Source organism: Pseudomonas sp. Pseusp16, from assembly GCF_047324915.1.
Classification (GTDB): Bacteria; Pseudomonadota; Gammaproteobacteria; order Pseudomonadales; family Pseudomonadaceae; genus Aquipseudomonas; species Aquipseudomonas fluorescens_CD.
The window spans coordinates 4,407,128-4,422,695 of sequence record NZ_CP168522.1; the positions used below are offsets into that span (position 1 = coordinate 4,407,128).

Consider the following 15,568-nt stretch of genomic DNA (forward strand, 5'->3'; position numbering starts at 1 on the left):
TCTTATGCCTTTTACCCTCAGCGGTTTTTGCGAACACCGCGAAGAGATTCGCAAGAGCCGCTTCATCACCTTTGCCGCGCCCATCTCCAGCCCGGCCGAAGCCCAGGCATTCATTGAACAGCACAGTGACTTGAATGCCTCGCACAACTGCTGGGCGTGGAAGCTCGGCGATCAATATCGCAGCACCGATGATGGCGAGCCCGGCGGTACGGCCGGCCGACCGATTCTGGCGGCGATAGAGGCACAGGATTGCGATCAGGTCGCGGTGCTGGTGATTCGCTGGTATGGCGGCATCCAACTGGGTACCGGCGGGCTCGCCCGGGCCTATGGCGGTGGTGCGAACAAATGCCTGCAAGCGGCGCCAAAGATCGAATTGATCAGCCGGGTGCCGCTGCGTTGCGCTTGTGGGTTTGCCGAGTTGGCCCTGGTCAAGCTGCGGGTGGCGGAGGCAGGTGGATTAGTTGTGGAGGAAACCTTCACCGCCAACGGTGTCGAGTTGCAGTTGGCCGTGGGTGATGTGCAAATCGACACCTTGCAATTACAACTGGCCGATTTGAGTCGCGGGCGTATTTTGTTGCAGCGCTAAAAAGCTCCGGCCCAGGCTGCAATCTTTTGGGGCACAGCGCTTTTTCACTTATTCCATACTTGCCCACATCTGCTGTGCACCCGGCTGTGGATAACCTGAGCACATACGGCTGTAACCCTTCTGTCATGCGGCTTTGCGGACTTTGCTCAATTTTCGTCCAATCTGCCATCAAGCAGAGTAAATTCAAATAAAAACAAACAGTTACATCGGTTTATCGCCTTTAGAAGAAAGCCACTCAGTGCTTATGCCCATGCTTTGGGCTTGCGCACAAATACTGTGGAGCAATCTGTGGATAACCCGTTCATGGCCGTCGCCGAGCCGTGTACAACACGGCTCGTGGTCATTTGCTCATTTTTTGATCAAAACCGTACGAGCAAAATCAGGGCTTGATTCTCGGCACTGCCCCCCTGTGGTGCCCGGCTCCGTGCGACACATTTGAAAGCGGCGCACTCAATGCCTCGGCCCACGCTGGATGGGTGTGAACCCGGTCAAATGTGGGAGCGAGCCTGCTCGCGAAGGCGTCCGAACAGGCAGCGCCTGAACTGCGCCCCACGCCAATTCAAACACCAGGAAAACCACCAACAACGAACTCGCGCCATGGGCAAGTGCATAAGCCTGCCAAGCCGAGAACAGGAATCTGGCCACGGCGTCATACCGTCCGAAAATCTGCTGCGGATCACGAATCCGCAACACCGCCCATACGCAGACAATCGACCCCAGCAGATTCGCCATCAGCATGTGCAGCGGTTCGAACGGCGGCAGCTCACCGGGTAAATTCAATGCCTGGCTCACGTTAGTCAAAATCCCATGCAGTGCCGCAAAACTCCACGGCGTGACAAACGCGACCGTCACGATCAGGTCGTACCAGGCACTGCCTTGCACCAGGCGGCGATATTGCGTTGCAGTCCACATCGACATTGCTCCATCAATTCAGGGAGCAACAAGGCTAAAGCCTGGAGTATGCTCCAGGGTCAAGCCCCCTTCGAGAGGTCATGATGCGCATCGGTGAATTAGCCCAGGCCAGCGCCGTCAGCCGCGACACGCTGCGTTTCTACGAGCAGCGCGGGTTGATCGCGGCGCAACGCAGCGCCAACGGGTATCGCGACTATCCGCCAGACATGGTGCAACTGGTGCAGTACATCAAGACCGCTCAACGGCTGGGCTTTACCCTCGGCGAGATCGGCAACAGCGTCACTGCAATCTGGCAGTCGCCCGATCCCGACGCGGCCGTCACGCAACTGCTGCAAGACAAACTCAAACTGATCGAAGCCCGCATGACCGAACTCGGCGCACTGCGCGATGAGTTGCAACAACGGCTCGGGCAACAGTGTCCATTGAATCCACGACTCTGAATTTTCAAGGAAGCCACTCATGTCCAAGGCAAAAACCGCACTCATCATCGGCGCCTCCCGGGGGCTTGGCCTCGGGCTGGTCAAAACCCTGTTGGCCGATGGCTGGCAAGTCACCGCCACCGTGCGCAATCCGCAAAAAACCGAAGCCTTGCAGGCCCTGGGCAAGGTGCGGATCGAAACGCTCGACATGGACGATCAGCAAGCGGTGTCCGCCCTGAGCCAACAACTCAAGGGCGATGTGTTTGACCTGTTGTTCGTCAATGCCGGGGTCAAAGGGCCGGATGTCCAGACACCGAACGGTGGTGCGACGATGGCCGAAGTCGGCCAGCTGTTTTTCACCAATGCCGTGGCGCCGATCAACCTGGCCCAGCATTTTGTCGAGCATATCCGCCCGGACACCGGCGTGCTGGCGTTCATGAGCTCGGTGCTGGGCAGCGTGACGATGCCCGATGCACCGGAATTGGCACTGTACAAGGCCAGCAAGGCGGCGCTGAACTCGATGACCAACAGCTTCGTAACGCAATTGGGCGAAACCAGCCTCACCGTGCTGTCGCTACACCCGGGCTGGGTGAAAACCGACATGGGCGGCGAAGGCGCGGACATCGACGTCGAAACCAGCACCCGTGGCCTGGTTGATCAGGTCAATGCGTATGTCGGCAAGGGCGGACATCATTTCATCAATTACCGGGGTGAGACCATTCCCTGGTAATACCCCAAATCTAAATGTGGGAGCGGGCTTGCTCGCGAAGGCGTCGTATCAGTCGACAGGTATGTGCCTGACACACCGCTTTCGCGAGCAAGCCCGCTCCCACAGGGTTATGGGTTGTCCTGTCGGGCCGGGCTTGCCCCCGGCAACGTTTTGTTTGACACTTCGCACCTCGCCTCCCCGGCGACCCTGGATCAGCAGACAGGGCAACACTGAGCTGGCAACCCTGAACCCAACTTTCAGAGGAGCCGGCCAACATGCCTGCGACCCGTACCTGGTTAAAAAATCCCCTCGCCATTTTCACAGCCAACGGTCTCGATGCCCGTGGCGGTCTGGTGCTGCAAGACGGCTTGATCGTCGAAGTGCTGGGCGCAGGCCAGCAACCGTCCACCCCCTGCAATGAAGTGTTCGATGCCCGCGAGCATGTGATCCTGCCGGGCCTGATCAACACCCATCATCACTTCTATCAGACCCTGACCCGCGCCTGGGCACCGGTGGTCAATCAGCCGCTGTTCCCGTGGCTGAAAACCCTGTACCCGGTCTGGGCACGCCTGACCCCGGAAAAACTCGCCCTCGCCACCAAAGTCGCGTTGGCTGAGTTGCTGCTGTCCGGCTGCACCACCGCGGCCGACCATCACTACCTGTTCCCGGAAGGCCTGGAAAATGCCATCGACGTGCAGGTCGAGAGCGTTCGCGAACTGGGCATGCGCGCCATGCTCACCCGCGGTTCCATGAGCCTTGGCGAAAAGGACGGTGGCCTGCCGCCGCAACAGACCGTGCAGGAAGGCGAAGTGATCCTCGCCGATAGCCAGCGACTGATAGCCGAGTACCACGAACGCGGTGATGGCGCGCAAATCCAGATCGCCCTGGCACCGTGCTCGCCGTTTTCGGTGACGCCGCAAATCATGTCGGCCAGTGCCGAACTGGCGAACAGACTCGACGTACGCCTGCACACCCACCTGGCGGAAACCCTCGACGAAGAAGAGTTCTGCCTGCAACGCTTCGGCCTGCGCACCGTGGACTATCTGGACAGTGTTGGCTGGCTCGGCCCGCGTACCTGGCTGGCCCACGGCATCCATTTCAACCCGGATGAAATCGCCCGCCTCGGTGCCGCCGGCACCGGTATTTGCCATTGCCCGAGTTCGAACATGCGCCTGGCCTCGGGCATCTGCCCAAGCATCGAGCTGACCGATGCCGGTGCCTTGCTTGGCTTGGGCGTGGACGGTTCGGCGTCCAACGATGCCTCGAACATGATGCTCGAAGCACGTCAGGCCCTGTACATCCAGCGCCTGCGCTATGGCGCCGAGAAGATCACTCCGGAACGCGTACTCGGCTGGGCGACCAAAGGTTCGGCCAGTCTGTTGGGACGTACCGATATCGGTGAACTGGCCGTGGGCAAGCAGGCCGACCTGGCCCTGTTCAAGCTCGACGAACTGCGCTTCTCCGGCAGTCATGATCCAGTCTCGGCACTGCTGCTGTGCGGCGCCGACCGTGCGGATCGGGTGATGGTCGGCGGCAAGTGGCGAGTGATAGACGGGCAGGTCGAGGGGCTGGACTTGAAGGGGTTGATCGCTGATCACAGCCAGGCGGCACGGCAGCTTATCGCAGGCGTCTGACACCACACCGATTAAAACCATGGGGTGACGCTAACGTTTCGTTTTGCCTTAGCGCACCAGTGGGTGGCAGCTGTGCAGCGCCATGCACTTTTATCGCACTTCACCGACCTGTCGCGAGCAGGCTCGCTCCCATAGAGACCGCGGTGCTTTTGTGGGAGCGAGCCTGCTCGCGAGGGCATCACCGCGACTTCAAGTTCTTGTTGTCCTGTTGGTCAGCCGTTTGCATTGCCCTGTGCAAGCCAAAGAGCCCAGCCAACCTCACGACAAAATGGAGTCCGAATTCATGCACAACCCTCCGTTGAAGAAGCTGCTCTGCGCCATTGCGGTGACCATCGGCCTGAGCGCCAGCCTGACTGCCATTGCCAACACCCCTCCGAAATTCGGCTTCGTCGCCTCGTTCCTGATCCCGGAAATGATCCGCGACATCAACGCCATCCAGCTGGCCTTGAACAAATACAACCCCGCACCGATCCAGGCCGCCGAGCGTCGCGGCGTGTACGCCGTGGGCTACGCTTCGGACATGGCGTACATCGGACCGAAAATGGCGCTGACCTCCATCGTCACCGATTGGGCTCCGCGACGGGAACCGGAAGCGCTGTGGTGAACCGCCTGGTCAGGTTTTACCAATTGTTGCGGAAACCCTCTGTAGAATGGCGACCATTGCACCTGATGAGAAAAGAATCATGTACGACTGGCTGAACGCCCTGCCCAAGGCAGAACTGCACCTGCACCTGGAAGGCTCGCTGGAGCCCGAGTTGTTGTTCGCCCTGGCTGAGCGCAACAAGATTGCCTTGCCATGGAACGACGTCGAAACCTTGCGCAAGGCGTATGCCTTCAACAACCTGCAGGAATTCCTCGACCTGTATTACCGGGGCGCCGATGTGCTGCGCACGTCCCAGGATTTCTATGACCTGACCTGGGCGTATCTGCTGCGCTGCAAAGAGCAGAACGTTATTCACACCGAACCGTTCTTCGACCCGCAGACCCACACCGACCGTGGCATCCCGTTCGAAGTCGTACTCAACGGCATCGCCGCCGCACTGAAAGATGGCGAGCAGCAACTGGGTATCACCAGTGGTTTGATCCTGAGCTTCCTGCGCCATCTGAGCGAAGACGAGGCCCAGAAAACCCTCGACCAGGCGCTGCCGTTCCGTGATGCGTTCGTCGCCGTGGGCCTGGACAGCTCCGAGATGGGCCACCCGCCGAGCAAGTTCCAGCGCGTGTTCGACCGTGCCCGTCACGAAGGCTTCCTGACCGTCGCCCACGCCGGTGAAGAAGGCCCGCCCGAGTACATCTGGGAAGCCATCGACCTGCTGAAAATCCAGCGCATCGACCATGGCGTGCGCGCCATCGAAGACGAGCGTCTGATGCAGCGAATCATCGATGAGCAGATCCCGCTGACCGTGTGCCCGCTGTCGAACACCAAACTTTGCGTGTTCGATCACATGTCGCAGCACAACATTCTCGACATGCTGGAACGCGGCGTGAAAGTGACCGTGAACTCCGATGATCCAGCGTACTTCGGTGGTTATGTCACCGAGAACTTCCATGCACTGCACACCCACCTGGGCATGACCCAGGACCAGGCCAGACGCCTGGCGCAGAACAGCCTCGATGCGCGGTTGGTAAAGCCCTGAAGGCAAACGCAAACCCTGTAGGAGCTGGCTTGCCAGCGATAAGGCCATCACGGTCGCCATCGCCGGCAAGCCGGCTCCTACAGCGCCATTTCCAGCTCGGTCTCACTGGCGAAACGATGAATTTCCCGTTGCCCGGAGGCTGTCACCTGCAAGGCTCGGGAATCGCTGTGAAAACTCAGCCACCCCGACTGCATGAACAGCTGCAACAATGCCGCGCCCAGTGAGCCGCCCATGTGCGGGCGTCTTTCGCTCCAGTCGGGGCACGCGCAGGCAACCCTGCCGTTGTGATGGGCCAGCGCCTGGATGAACACTCCCCGTGCCGCCAACTCCGCCGCGCCCTTGAGCGTGACCGTGACCCGCTGATCAAAATGTTCGATCCAGCCTGCCTCCACCAGTCGCTGATACAGATCGGCGGACAGGGTACCCCCCAAGTGATCGTCGCACAGCCGGGCACTCAGCAATGACGAACGCACCGCCCGGGGTTTGACGAGAGGCGCATTGCGCTTGAATACATCGGGAACATCCTGGGGTGCGCTGGCGAAGGTCGCGCTGGCCAGTGCTTCGATTGCCGCCCCGACCTCGGGAGCGGCCAGGCGGAAGAAGCGTTTGCGGCCGCGGGTTTCAACCCTCAACAGGCCTCCAGCGGACAAACGTCCCAGGTGTGCACTGGCCGAAGACTGTGACAGGCCGGCCAGCAATGCCAACTCTTCGGTTGCTCGTGCCGAACCATCCATCAAGGCCCACATCATTGCGCTGCGCTTTGGGTCAGCCAGCAATGTGGCGATCTGGCTGATGCAAGGTGCATGTTCCATGTATTCACTCCCTGTTGAATCGTTTCGTCTACTGCCCAGAAACATCTTGACCGGTAATGTGTCGCCGGCCAATTCGTGGAAACTGCCATCAACCCGGCAACGCATTGCTCACTCTTTAGTGCTGCCTGGCCGATGCCGCGAAGGCCGGACGGATGACCATGCAGTCGGGCCGACCCGAACGTGGACCCGCCATGGGTGGTTCGACGCTACTTATTTGATGAGGGCGCTAGTATATGCGGGTTGCTCGTCGGATCCTGTCCTCCGCCCGGCATAGGTGCTGATCGCTCCTGAGAGAAATTTCTCTTTTTTTGTGCGACTAATGATCGATATCCGAAAAGCCCGGAAATTGACTACTCAAAACGGCGCAGCGGCTGGCAAGCATTTCCCGCAGAAGGTTCACCGGCTTACTCAGTTGTGCGCGATGGGCGCACAATAGATTCAGCGGTGCGCGCTCGCAGAGCAGCTCCGGCATCAGCACCTTCAAGCGGCCGGCCAGTACATCGGCGGCGACATCGAGCCAGGATTTATAAGCGATCCCGGCACCTGCCACGGCCCAAAGGCGCACGACATCGGCATCGTCACTGAAGCGGTCGCCGCTGACGGTCAGGCTGACTTCGCGTTTGCCGTCGTGAAAACTCCAGTGATCGTGGACCCGGCTGCCAAGCATGTACAACAGGCAATTGTGTTGAGCCAGTTGCTCCAGATGCCGCGGCTCGCCATGACGTGCCAGATAGCCGGGAGCGGCGCACAACACCCGGCGGTTCTGCGGGGCGATGGGCAGCGCCACCAGGCTGGAGTCCTCCGGCTCACCGTAGCGCAGGGCAATGTCTACCGGTTGGCGAAACAGGTCGGCGATGCGGTCCCCCAGCAGCAGGCGCACGGTCAGTTTCGGATGCTCGCGTTGAAACTCGTCGAGCCAGGGCAGTAGCAGATTGCGGCCAAAGTCCGATGGCGCCGACAACTGCAGAACCCCACTGACCTGGTCCTGACCACGGGCCAGCAATCGCCGTCCCTCGTCGAGATTGCTCAAGGCCGCGCGGGCGTATTCGAGAAAACCCTCGCCTTCGGCGGTCAGACGCAGGCTTCGGGTCGAACGGGCCAGTAAACGGGCGCCGAGTTGCTGTTCGATGCGCTTGAGCGCCGCACTGGCCACTGCCGCCGACATGTCCATGCCCCGCGCGGCGGCGGACAGACTGCCCAGGTCCGCCGCCCGGACAAACAACTGCAAGTCATCGAAACGCAGCATCGAGAGCACCGATTATCAAAAAAATATTGAAAGAGACTGCTCTTTTAGCCGGTTTTATCTTCAGGAGAAATAGCCAATCATCTCCCCTATCGAATCTATTCTTTATTAGTGTTCAGGAGTCGCCCATGAAAGCCATTGCCTACTACGCCTCGTTGCCGATCGGTGACGACAAGGCTCTGCAAGACATCGAACTGCCAGAACCGGTTGCCGGCCCCCGCGACTTGCTGGTGGAGGTCAAAGCCATCTCGGTCAACCCGGTGGACACCAAGGTGCGCCAGAGCGTCCAGCCCGAAGGCGGCGCGGCCAAGGTGCTGGGTTGGGACGTGGCCGGCGTGGTCAAGGCGGTGGGCAGTGAAGTGAAGCTGTTCAAGGCCGGCGACAAGGTGTATTACGCCGGCTCCATTGCGCGTGCCGGCGGCAACAGCGAATTGCATGTGGTGGACGAGCGCATCGTCGGCCACATGCCCAAGACCCTCGGTTTCGCCGAGGCCGCTGCCCTGCCGCTCACTGCGATCACGGCGTGGGAACTGTTGTTCGAACGCCTGCGAGTGCGCGAAGGCAAAACCGATGAAGGCCAGAGCCTGTTGATCGTCGGCGCGGCGGGTGGCGTGGGCTCGATTCTTACGCAACTGGCTAAGCAACTGACTGCCCTTGAAGTCATCGGCACCGCTTCGCGTCCGCAGACCCAAAGCTGGGTGAAGGAACTGGGCGCCGATCTGGTGATCGACCATGGCCAGCCACTGAGCGAAGCACTCAAGCGGGCCGGCGTGGATCAGGTCACCCACGTCGCCAGTCTGACCCAGACCGACCAGCACCTGGATCAACTGGTCGAGGCATTGGCACCGCAAGGCAAACTGGCGCTGATCGATGACCCCAAGTCGCTGGACGTGACCAAGCTCAAACGCAAGAGCCTGTCACTGCACTGGGAGTTCATGTACACCCGTTCGCTGTTTGAAACCCCGGACATGATCGAGCAGCACAACCTGCTCAATCGCGTCGCCAGGCTGATCGATGCCGGAACCCTGAAAACCACCATGGGCGAACACTTCGGCACGATCAATGCGACCAATTTGCGCCGTGCCCATGCCCTGCTGGAGAGCGGCAAAGCCAAGGGCAAGATTGTGCTGGAAGGGTTCTGAAACGCTGAAAAAAACCATCGCTGATTTCATCAGTCTGCCGCGTTTTTTTGTCTGCGACCGGGGCGTCCGGGTCGCAGACAACCCCCCGTGGGCGCCATCGAAAAGTCGTGTTTTTTTTAGTTACAAACCGTCAGTCCGACAGTTGCCCCTTGTCACAATGGTGCTCGTATTCGGGACTACAATCGAATCTCCTGCGAGGCAGTCTTTTGCGTAACGTCTTTTTCGAGACATCTTTTACGAGACGTCTTTTACGATAGGAGTTCAGCTATGAAGATCCTGATAAAAGAACTGGCAAAGTCCCAGTGGCAAGTTCGCCTTGATCAACATGCCGTGACGTTCCGCAGCGAAGCAGAAGCTCGCGCTTTCACGCGTACCCTCGAAGCCCGCATCCAGGCCCCTCACCAGATTCCCGTCCTCCACCCGCAGCGTGCAGCCGGCTGATTCCGGCTTCAAACCTGGGTTTGCGCTAGCGCCCGGGCATTTTGCAAACGCCGGGTGAGCATCGCCGCACTCACCACCAGAATTCCACACAGGCTGATGACCATGGCCATCGGCACGGCGCTGCCGTCGTGCAGCACCCCCACCAGCGCAGAGGCACCGGCAGCCACGCTGAATTGCAGGCAACCGAGTAGCGCCGACGCACTGCCAGCCCGTCCACCCTGCCCGCTCATCGCGCAGGCCGCGGCGTTGGGGCTGATGCAACCGAGGCTGGCGATGCAGATGAACAATGGAATCAGCAGCGGCCACAGTTGTGCGGTGTGCAGGGAGCTGACCGCGAGCAGCGTCACGCCGGCCGCCAGGTAAACCCACACTGCGCGCGCCAGCAAGAAGGCCGGACCACGCTTGGCCAGCAACCGCGCATTGACCTGTGCCACCAGAATGAAGCCCGCGGCATTGGTGCCGAACAGCCAGCCAAAGTGCTCGGCCGGAACGCCGTAGAGCTTGATAATGATGAAGGGAGAACCGGCAATGTAGGCAAACATCCCGGCGATGGCGATGCCCCCGGTCAAGGCATGGCCAAGAAATACGGGGTCGGCCAGCAACCGGCCGTACTGACGCAGCGCACCCGACAGCGGTTGACGCGGTATGTGGGCCGGCAAGCTTTCCGGCAATCCCGTCGCAACCGCCAGCCCCGCCAGTGCACTGAATCCGGTCAGGGCCAGGAAGATCGACTGCCAGCCTGTCGTGTTGACCAATAAGCCACCCAGCAACGGCGCGAGGATGGGGGCAAGCCCCATCACCAGCATCAGCTGCGAAAAGACTTTCGCCGAACCCACCGCATCACATTTGTCGCTGACCACCGCCCGGGAAATCACCATCCCGGCGCAGCCGCCCAAGGCCTGGACGAAACGCGCACCGATCAGCCATTCCAGGTTCGGTGCATAGGCACATGCCACGGAGGCGACGGTAAACAAGCCGACACCAGTGAGCAATGGAATGCGTCGCCCGAAACGATCCGCCACCGGGCCATAGGCCAGTTGACCGATGGACAGCCCGAGGAAGTACGCCGCCAACGTCATCTGAACGTGATTTTCGTCCGTCCCGAAGGCCAGTGCCATGGCCGGAAAGGCCGGCAGATAGAAATCGATCGCCAGCGGACCGAAAGCGCTCAGGGCGCCGAGAATCAGAATGGTACGAAAGTTCATCAGGCATCCAGTGGGGCAGTAGTCGGCAGCCCGACAGTCTAGCCGCGCATGGACGCCTTGAACATTCCGGTAGCTCGCTAACTATCAAAATCAGGCCAGCTTGACGCCATAACCCTCTTCGCTGATTGCCTCGATCACTTGCTGAGCGGTCAATGTACTTTCGACGCCAACCTCCCTGCTCGCCAGATCGACCCGCACACTGGCCGCCGGGTCTCTGGCCTGGACCGCCTGGGTGATGGCCTTGACGCAGTGACCACAAGACATGCCTTCAACGTTGAACACTTGCATGGGATGACTCCTTTTCCGGGATTGAACCCAGTTTCGGGCTTGCCACCATGGCAAGGTCAAGTTCTGACGTTAGCTGCCGGGCTGGCAATCGGCGCCGGGCTCGGCCAAGCTGCGTCCATCAATGACTCGAACTCAGGAGATTCAGCCATGCGCTGGTCGGTTTTCAGCCTGTTTGGCTTTCTCAGCCTTTTCGCCGCCGTGCCTTCGGTCAATGCTGCCAGTCAGGATTATGGCGTGCTGATCATTTCCCGCGAGCGCCTGGAAGTCGCGACCAGTTGCGAAATCGGTGTGTACATTCACGATCAACTGGCGGCGCGGCTGTTTCAGGAGCAGAGCACCTCGTTCAACTTGCCGCCCGGCAACGTCTCGCTGCGCCTCAAATTGCTCCCGGGTCAGGTGCCGGGTTGCAATCCGGGCATGCTCGCGCCGGGCTCGCAGGATATCCGGCTCAAGGCCGGGGATGTGCTCAAGTACCGGATCGCGATGACGCAGGAAGGGATGTACCTGAAACGCGCCGGCCTCGGCTACTGACATCTGTATCCCCCGGTGGGAGCGAGCTTGCTCGCGATTAGGCCGTTACATTCAACAACTCTGTTGACTGATACTCCGCTATCGCGAGCAAGCTCGCTCCCACAGGGGATCAGCGGCACGTTTAAGATTGGTGCTTGACCTTGCCAGCATGGCAAGGTTGATCCTGTGGTCATCTACTACAGGGAGTGCGACCGATGTCCGAATCCACCACGTTCGACCTGCCGATCGCCGGCATGACCTGTGCCAGTTGCGCCGGGCGTGTCGAGCGCGCCTTGAGCAAAGTCATTGGCGCCAGTGCCGTCAGCGTCAACCTCGCCACTGAACAGGCCCGGGTCCAGGCACCCAGCGACAGTTTGCCTGCCTTGATGGAGGCTGTAGCCAGGGCCGGCTACAGCGTGCCACAGCAGAATCTGGAACTGAGCATCGACGGCATGACCTGCGCGTCCTGCGTCGGTCGGGTCGAGCGCGCGCTGGGCAAGGTTACGGGAGTAAAAAGCGTCAGCGTCAACCTGGCCAACGAACGTGCCCACCTGGAACTGCTCGGACAGGTCGATCCGCAAGCCTTGATCGCGGCCGTGACCAAGGCTGGCTATACCGCCAGCGTATGGGAAGCCGAACACCCGTCAACCGACAATCAGCAACAGCGCCTGCATCGCGAACGTAGCGCCTTGATCATCGCGATTGCCCTCGCTTTGCCGCTGGTAATGCCGATGCTGCTACAGCCGTTCGGCGTGCACTGGATGCTCCCGGCCTGGGCGCAATTCGCCCTGGCCACGCCTGTGCAGTTCATCTTCGGCGCACGGTTTTACATCGCCGCGTGGAAAGCCGTGCGCGCCGGAGCCGGCAACATGGACCTGCTGGTCGCCCTGGGCACCAGCGCCGGATACGGCTTGAGCCTGTACGAATGGGCCACCGCCGCCGGGCGCATGCCGCATCTGTATTTCGAAGCCTCGGCGGTGGTGATCGCCCTGGTGCTGCTGGGCAAGTACCTGGAAAGTCGCGCCAAGCGCCAGACCGCCAGCGCCATCCGCGCCCTCGAAGCCTTGCGTCCAGAGCGGGCGATTCGGGTGACCGATGGCCACGAGCAAGAGGTCGCCATCAGTTCCCTGCGTCTCAATGACCTGGTGCTGGTCAAACCCGGCGAACGCTTTCCGGTGGACGGCGAAGTGGTCGAAGGCCAGAGCCACGCCGACGAAGCCCTGATCAGCGGCGAGAGCCTGCCGGTGCCCAAGCGGCCCGGCGACAAAGTCACTGGCGGCGCGATCAACGGTGAAGGCCGCTTACTGGTGCGTACCCAGGCCCTCGGTGCGGAAACCGTGCTGGCACGGATCATCCGTCTGGTGGAAGACGCCCAGGCGGCAAAAGCGCCAATCCAGAAACTGGTGGATAAAGTCAGCCAGGTGTTCGTGCCCACCGTGCTGCTGATTGCCCTGGCAACCCTGATCGGCTGGTGGCTATATGGCGCGCCGATGGAAACCGCGCTGATCAATGCCGTTGCGGTGCTGGTGATCGCCTGTCCGTGCGCCCTGGGCTTGGCCACACCGACGGCGATCATGGCCGGCACTGGCGTAGCGGCACGCTACGGGATTCTGATCAAGGACGCCGAAGCACTGGAGCGCGCCCATGAAGTCGGCGCGGTGGTGTTCGACAAGACCGGCACCCTGACCTCCGGTGCCCCGCGCATTGCTCATCTGAGTGCCATCGACGGTAATGAGGCGAGCCTGCTGCAATTGGCCGGAGCCCTGCAACGCGGCAGCGAGCATCCGCTGGCCAAGGCTGTTCTGGATGCCTGCGTCGAACGTCACTTGAAAGTGGCCGATGTCAGCGACAGCCAGTCCCTGACCGGCCGCGGCATCGCCGGCAGTCTCGAAGGGCGTCGCCTGGCGCTGGGCAATCGTCGCCTGCTGGAGGACAGCGGCTTGAACGCCGGGCCGTTGGCCGACTCGGCGATCGCGTGGGAAAAACAAGGCCGGACCCTGTCCTGGTTGATCGAACAATCCCCCGAGCCACAAGTGCTGGGCCTGTTCGCCTTCGGTGACACCCTCAAGCCCGGGGCGCTGCAAGCGGTGCAGCAACTGAGCGCACGGAACATCAGCAGCCACCTGCTGACCGGCGACAACCGCGGCAGCGCCAACGTGGTGGCCGAGGCGCTGGGCATCCGGGATGTGCATGCCGAAGTGCTGCCGGCGGATAAAGCCGCCACGGTCGCCGCATTGAAAGAAACCGGCGTGGTGGCGATGGTCGGCGACGGTATCAACGACGCCCCGGCACTGGCCGCCGCCGACATCGGCATCGCCATGGGTGGCGGCACCGACGTCGCCATGCACGCGGCCGGCATCACCCTGATGCGCGGCGATCCGCGACTGGTACCGGCCGCATTGGAGATCAGCCGCAAGACCTACGCCAAGATTCGGCAGAACCTGTTCTGGGCCTTCGTCTATAACCTGATCGGCATCCCACTGGCGGCGCTCGGCTTCCTCAATCCAGTGCTGGCCGGTGCAGCCATGGCGTTGTCGAGCGTCAGCGTGGTGAGCAATGCGCTACTGTTGAAAACCTGGAAACCCAAGGACCTGGAGGACAACCGATGAACATCGGCCAAGCGGCCCGCCACAGTGGCCTTAGCGCAAAGATGATCCGCTATTACGAGTCCATCGGCCTGCTCAAGGCTGCCCATCGCACTGATAGCGGATATCGGGTGTATGGCGATGACGACCTGCACACACTGGCGTTCATCAAGCGCTCGCGGGACCTGGGGTTTTCCCTGGAAGAAGTCGGCAAGTTGCTGACCCTCTGGCAAGACCGTCAGCGCGCCAGCGCCGACGTGAAAGCGTTGGCTCGCCAGCACATCGATGAGTTGAACCGCAAGATCCGTGAACTGGGGCAATTGCGCGACACCTTGCAGGACCTGGTTGAGCACTGTCACGGCGATCATCGGCCGGATTGCCCGATTCTGAAGAATCTGGAGTCGGGGTGTTGTGCTGAACCGGCTCGCGCCTGATAGACCAATTGTTCCCACAGGGTTTTGGTGCTTCCCGAGCCCCCACAAAAAACCCGGCCGAAGCCGGGTTTTTCTTTATCCGATCACTGCATCCACGGTGGAGGCGGTTCTTCGGCCTTGCCCGGTGGCGCATCGTCCGCCGCACGGGCCGCCTGCTTGCGCTCTTCGTCCAGGCGCGCGGCCTCGATTTCGCGCATGATGCCGCCCACGTCGGCCAGCTCTTGCGTATCGGCGAACTCGCCGGTCAGGACACTGGCCGGGTGCAAGGTGCCGGCCTCGTACAAGGCCCACATTTCCTTGGCGTATCGGGTCTTCTTCAACTCCGGCGCGAACCGCCCGAAGTAGGACGCCATGTTGCCCACGTCGCGCTCCAGCATGCTGAATGCGTGGTTGTTGCCCGCCGCATCCACCGCTTGTGGCAGGTCGATGATCACCGGACCGGTCGGCGTCAGCAGCACGTTGAACTCGGACAGGTCGCCGTGCACCAGACCGGTACACAGCATCAGCACGATCTGGGAAATCAGATACGCGTGATACTCGCGGGCCTGGTCCGGCTCCAGCACCACGTCGTTCAGACGCGGCGCGGCATCGCCGTACTCGTCGGCCACCAGCTCCATGAGCAGTACGCCTTCGAGGAAGTCGAACGGCTTGGGCACCCGCACACCGGCATTGGCCAGACGGAACAGTGCCGCCACTTCGGCGTTCTGCCAGGCGTCTTCGGTTTCCTTGCGGCCAAACTTGGAGCCCTTGGCCATCGCACGGGCCTGACGGCTATTGCGCACCTTGCGGCCTTCCTGATACTCGGCCGCCTGACGGAAACTGCGTTTGTTCGCCTCCTTGTAGACCTTCGCGCAACGTAACTCGTTACCGCAGCGCACCACATAAACAGCTGCTTCTTTACCACTCATGAGTGGGCGCAGCACCTCGTCGACCAGACCGTCCTCGATCAGGGGTTCAATGCGTTTTGGAGTCTTCATCAGCTTTTATTGTGGGTCCTTTATTACCAAACAC

16 protein-coding genes and 1 pseudogene are annotated in these 15,568 nt (G+C 61.0%); 11 read left to right on the plus strand and 6 right to left on the minus strand.

Annotated elements, in window-relative coordinates:
• Positions 1 to 4 precede the first annotated feature (4 nt).
• A complete protein-coding gene (locus ACEN8Q_RS20050; RefSeq protein ID WP_413427957.1) occupies positions 5 to 586 on the plus strand; it encodes an IMPACT family protein in 582 nt (193 codons plus the stop codon).
• A gap of 450 nt (positions 587 to 1,036) precedes the next feature.
• Here ACEN8Q_RS20050 and ACEN8Q_RS20055 read toward each other — a convergent pair whose 3' ends face one another.
• The gene (locus ACEN8Q_RS20055; protein WP_413427958.1) at positions 1,037 to 1,498 is read right to left on the minus strand and encodes a hypothetical protein; all 462 of its coding nucleotides are present in this window, start codon (positions 1,496 to 1,498) and stop codon (positions 1,037 to 1,039) included.
• An 83-nt stretch (positions 1,499 to 1,581) separates the two neighbouring features.
• On the opposite strand from ACEN8Q_RS20055, the gene ACEN8Q_RS20060 reads away from it, so the two are divergent.
• From ACEN8Q_RS20060 to ACEN8Q_RS20080, 5 genes and pseudogenes are all read left to right on the plus strand, one after another.
• On the plus strand, positions 1,582 to 1,938 hold the full coding sequence (locus ACEN8Q_RS20060; RefSeq protein WP_413427970.1) for a MerR family transcriptional regulator: 357 nt from the start codon (positions 1,582 to 1,584) through the stop codon (positions 1,936 to 1,938).
• Between the two features lie 19 nt (positions 1,939 to 1,957).
• Complete coding sequence (locus ACEN8Q_RS20065; protein ID WP_413703635.1) at positions 1,958 to 2,647, plus strand: SDR family oxidoreductase; 690 nt, start codon at positions 1,958 to 1,960, stop codon at positions 2,645 to 2,647.
• Between the two features lie 254 nt (positions 2,648 to 2,901).
• Positions 2,902 to 4,260: an 8-oxoguanine deaminase gene (locus ACEN8Q_RS20070; RefSeq protein WP_413703636.1), complete on the plus strand. Its 1,359-nt coding sequence runs from the start codon at positions 2,902 to 2,904 to the stop codon at positions 4,258 to 4,260.
• Between the two features lie 376 nt (positions 4,261 to 4,636).
• A pseudogene (locus ACEN8Q_RS20075) lies at positions 4,637 to 4,837 on the plus strand (BMP family ABC transporter substrate-binding protein); the annotation flags it as partial.
• 106 nt (positions 4,838 to 4,943) lie between these two features.
• Positions 4,944 to 5,897, plus strand: a complete 954-nt coding sequence (locus ACEN8Q_RS20080; RefSeq protein ID WP_008021924.1) for an adenosine deaminase — start codon at positions 4,944 to 4,946, stop codon at positions 5,895 to 5,897.
• A 77-nt stretch (positions 5,898 to 5,974) separates the two neighbouring features.
• On the opposite strand, the gene ACEN8Q_RS20085 is transcribed toward ACEN8Q_RS20080, so the two are convergent.
• Together ACEN8Q_RS20085 and ACEN8Q_RS20090 are read right to left on the minus strand one after the other, a co-directional pair.
• On the minus strand, positions 5,975 to 6,709 hold the full coding sequence (locus ACEN8Q_RS20085; protein WP_413427961.1) for an ArsR/SmtB family transcription factor: 735 nt from the start codon (positions 6,707 to 6,709) through the stop codon (positions 5,975 to 5,977).
• Positions 6,710 to 7,025: 316 nt separating this feature from the next.
• Positions 7,026 to 7,955: a LysR family transcriptional regulator gene (locus tag ACEN8Q_RS20090; RefSeq protein WP_413427962.1), complete on the minus strand. Its 930-nt coding sequence runs from the start codon at positions 7,953 to 7,955 to the stop codon at positions 7,026 to 7,028.
• Positions 7,956 to 8,080: 125 nt separating this feature from the next.
• Between ACEN8Q_RS20090 and ACEN8Q_RS20095 the strand changes: the two genes are divergently transcribed.
• Positions 8,081 to 9,094 carry a zinc-binding alcohol dehydrogenase family protein gene (locus ACEN8Q_RS20095; protein ID WP_413427963.1) on the plus strand — a complete coding sequence of 338 codons (1,014 nt, stop codon included), beginning with the start codon at positions 8,081 to 8,083 and terminating at the stop codon, positions 9,092 to 9,094.
• A 267-nt stretch (positions 9,095 to 9,361) separates the two neighbouring features.
• Entirely contained in the window at positions 9,362 to 9,535 is a 174-nt protein-coding gene (locus ACEN8Q_RS20100) for a hypothetical protein (protein ID WP_008021930.1), read from the plus strand.
• Positions 9,536 to 9,543: 8 nt separating this feature from the next.
• Here the strand turns inward: ACEN8Q_RS20100 and ACEN8Q_RS20105 are convergent, their stop codons facing one another.
• Complete coding sequence (locus ACEN8Q_RS20105; protein WP_413427964.1) at positions 9,544 to 10,740, minus strand: multidrug effflux MFS transporter; 1,197 nt, start codon at positions 10,738 to 10,740, stop codon at positions 9,544 to 9,546.
• A gap of 90 nt (positions 10,741 to 10,830) precedes the next feature.
• The gene (locus ACEN8Q_RS20110) at positions 10,831 to 11,028 is read right to left on the minus strand and encodes a heavy-metal-associated domain-containing protein (RefSeq protein ID WP_413427965.1); all 198 of its coding nucleotides are present in this window, start codon (positions 11,026 to 11,028) and stop codon (positions 10,831 to 10,833) included.
• A 147-nt stretch (positions 11,029 to 11,175) separates the two neighbouring features.
• Between ACEN8Q_RS20110 and ACEN8Q_RS20115 the strand changes: the two genes are divergently transcribed.
• The 3 genes from ACEN8Q_RS20115 to cueR all read left to right on the plus strand — a co-directional run bounded on the left by ACEN8Q_RS20115 (position 11,176) and on the right by cueR (position 14,557).
• Positions 11,176 to 11,559, plus strand: a complete 384-nt coding sequence (locus ACEN8Q_RS20115; protein ID WP_413427966.1) for a hypothetical protein — start codon at positions 11,176 to 11,178, stop codon at positions 11,557 to 11,559.
• A 194-nt stretch (positions 11,560 to 11,753) separates the two neighbouring features.
• Positions 11,754 to 14,147, plus strand: a complete 2,394-nt coding sequence (locus ACEN8Q_RS20120) for a heavy metal translocating P-type ATPase (protein WP_413703637.1) — start codon at positions 11,754 to 11,756, stop codon at positions 14,145 to 14,147.
• A complete protein-coding gene (cueR, locus tag ACEN8Q_RS20125) occupies positions 14,144 to 14,557 on the plus strand; it encodes a Cu(I)-responsive transcriptional regulator (protein WP_413703638.1) in 414 nt (137 codons plus the stop codon). The genes ACEN8Q_RS20120 and cueR overlap by 4 nt, the downstream gene beginning before the upstream one ends.
• 83 nt (positions 14,558 to 14,640) lie before the next feature.
• On the opposite strand, the gene ACEN8Q_RS20130 is transcribed toward cueR, so the two are convergent.
• Entirely contained in the window at positions 14,641 to 15,534 is an 894-nt protein-coding gene (locus ACEN8Q_RS20130) for a PA4780 family RIO1-like protein kinase (RefSeq protein WP_413427969.1), read from the minus strand.
• Positions 15,535 to 15,568: the final 34 nt, after the last annotated feature.

Coding starts and splice junctions, on each gene's coding strand:
- ACEN8Q_RS20050 (WP_413427957.1), top strand. CDS start 5: ATGCCTTTTACCCTCAGCGGTTTTTGCGAACACCGCGAAGAGATTCGC.
- ACEN8Q_RS20055 (WP_413427958.1), bottom strand. CDS start 1,498: ATGTGGACTGCAACGCAATATCGCCGCCTGGTGCAAGGCAGTGCCTGG.
- ACEN8Q_RS20060 (WP_413427970.1), top strand. CDS start 1,582: ATGCGCATCGGTGAATTAGCCCAGGCCAGCGCCGTCAGCCGCGACACG.
- ACEN8Q_RS20065 (WP_413703635.1), top strand. CDS start 1,958: ATGTCCAAGGCAAAAACCGCACTCATCATCGGCGCCTCCCGGGGGCTT.
- ACEN8Q_RS20070 (WP_413703636.1), top strand. CDS start 2,902: ATGCCTGCGACCCGTACCTGGTTAAAAAATCCCCTCGCCATTTTCACA.
- ACEN8Q_RS20080 (WP_008021924.1), top strand. CDS start 4,944: ATGTACGACTGGCTGAACGCCCTGCCCAAGGCAGAACTGCACCTGCAC.
- ACEN8Q_RS20085 (WP_413427961.1), bottom strand. CDS start 6,709: ATGGAACATGCACCTTGCATCAGCCAGATCGCCACATTGCTGGCTGAC.
- ACEN8Q_RS20090 (WP_413427962.1), bottom strand. CDS start 7,955: ATGCTGCGTTTCGATGACTTGCAGTTGTTTGTCCGGGCGGCGGACCTG.
- ACEN8Q_RS20095 (WP_413427963.1), top strand. CDS start 8,081: ATGAAAGCCATTGCCTACTACGCCTCGTTGCCGATCGGTGACGACAAG.
- ACEN8Q_RS20100 (WP_008021930.1), top strand. CDS start 9,362: ATGAAGATCCTGATAAAAGAACTGGCAAAGTCCCAGTGGCAAGTTCGC.
- ACEN8Q_RS20105 (WP_413427964.1), bottom strand. CDS start 10,740: ATGAACTTTCGTACCATTCTGATTCTCGGCGCCCTGAGCGCTTTCGGT.
- ACEN8Q_RS20110 (WP_413427965.1), bottom strand. CDS start 11,028: ATGCAAGTGTTCAACGTTGAAGGCATGTCTTGTGGTCACTGCGTCAAG.
- ACEN8Q_RS20115 (WP_413427966.1), top strand. CDS start 11,176: ATGCGCTGGTCGGTTTTCAGCCTGTTTGGCTTTCTCAGCCTTTTCGCC.
- ACEN8Q_RS20120 (WP_413703637.1), top strand. CDS start 11,754: ATGTCCGAATCCACCACGTTCGACCTGCCGATCGCCGGCATGACCTGT.
- cueR (WP_413703638.1), top strand. CDS start 14,144: ATGAACATCGGCCAAGCGGCCCGCCACAGTGGCCTTAGCGCAAAGATG.
- ACEN8Q_RS20130 (WP_413427969.1), bottom strand. CDS start 15,534: ATGAAGACTCCAAAACGCATTGAACCCCTGATCGAGGACGGTCTGGTC.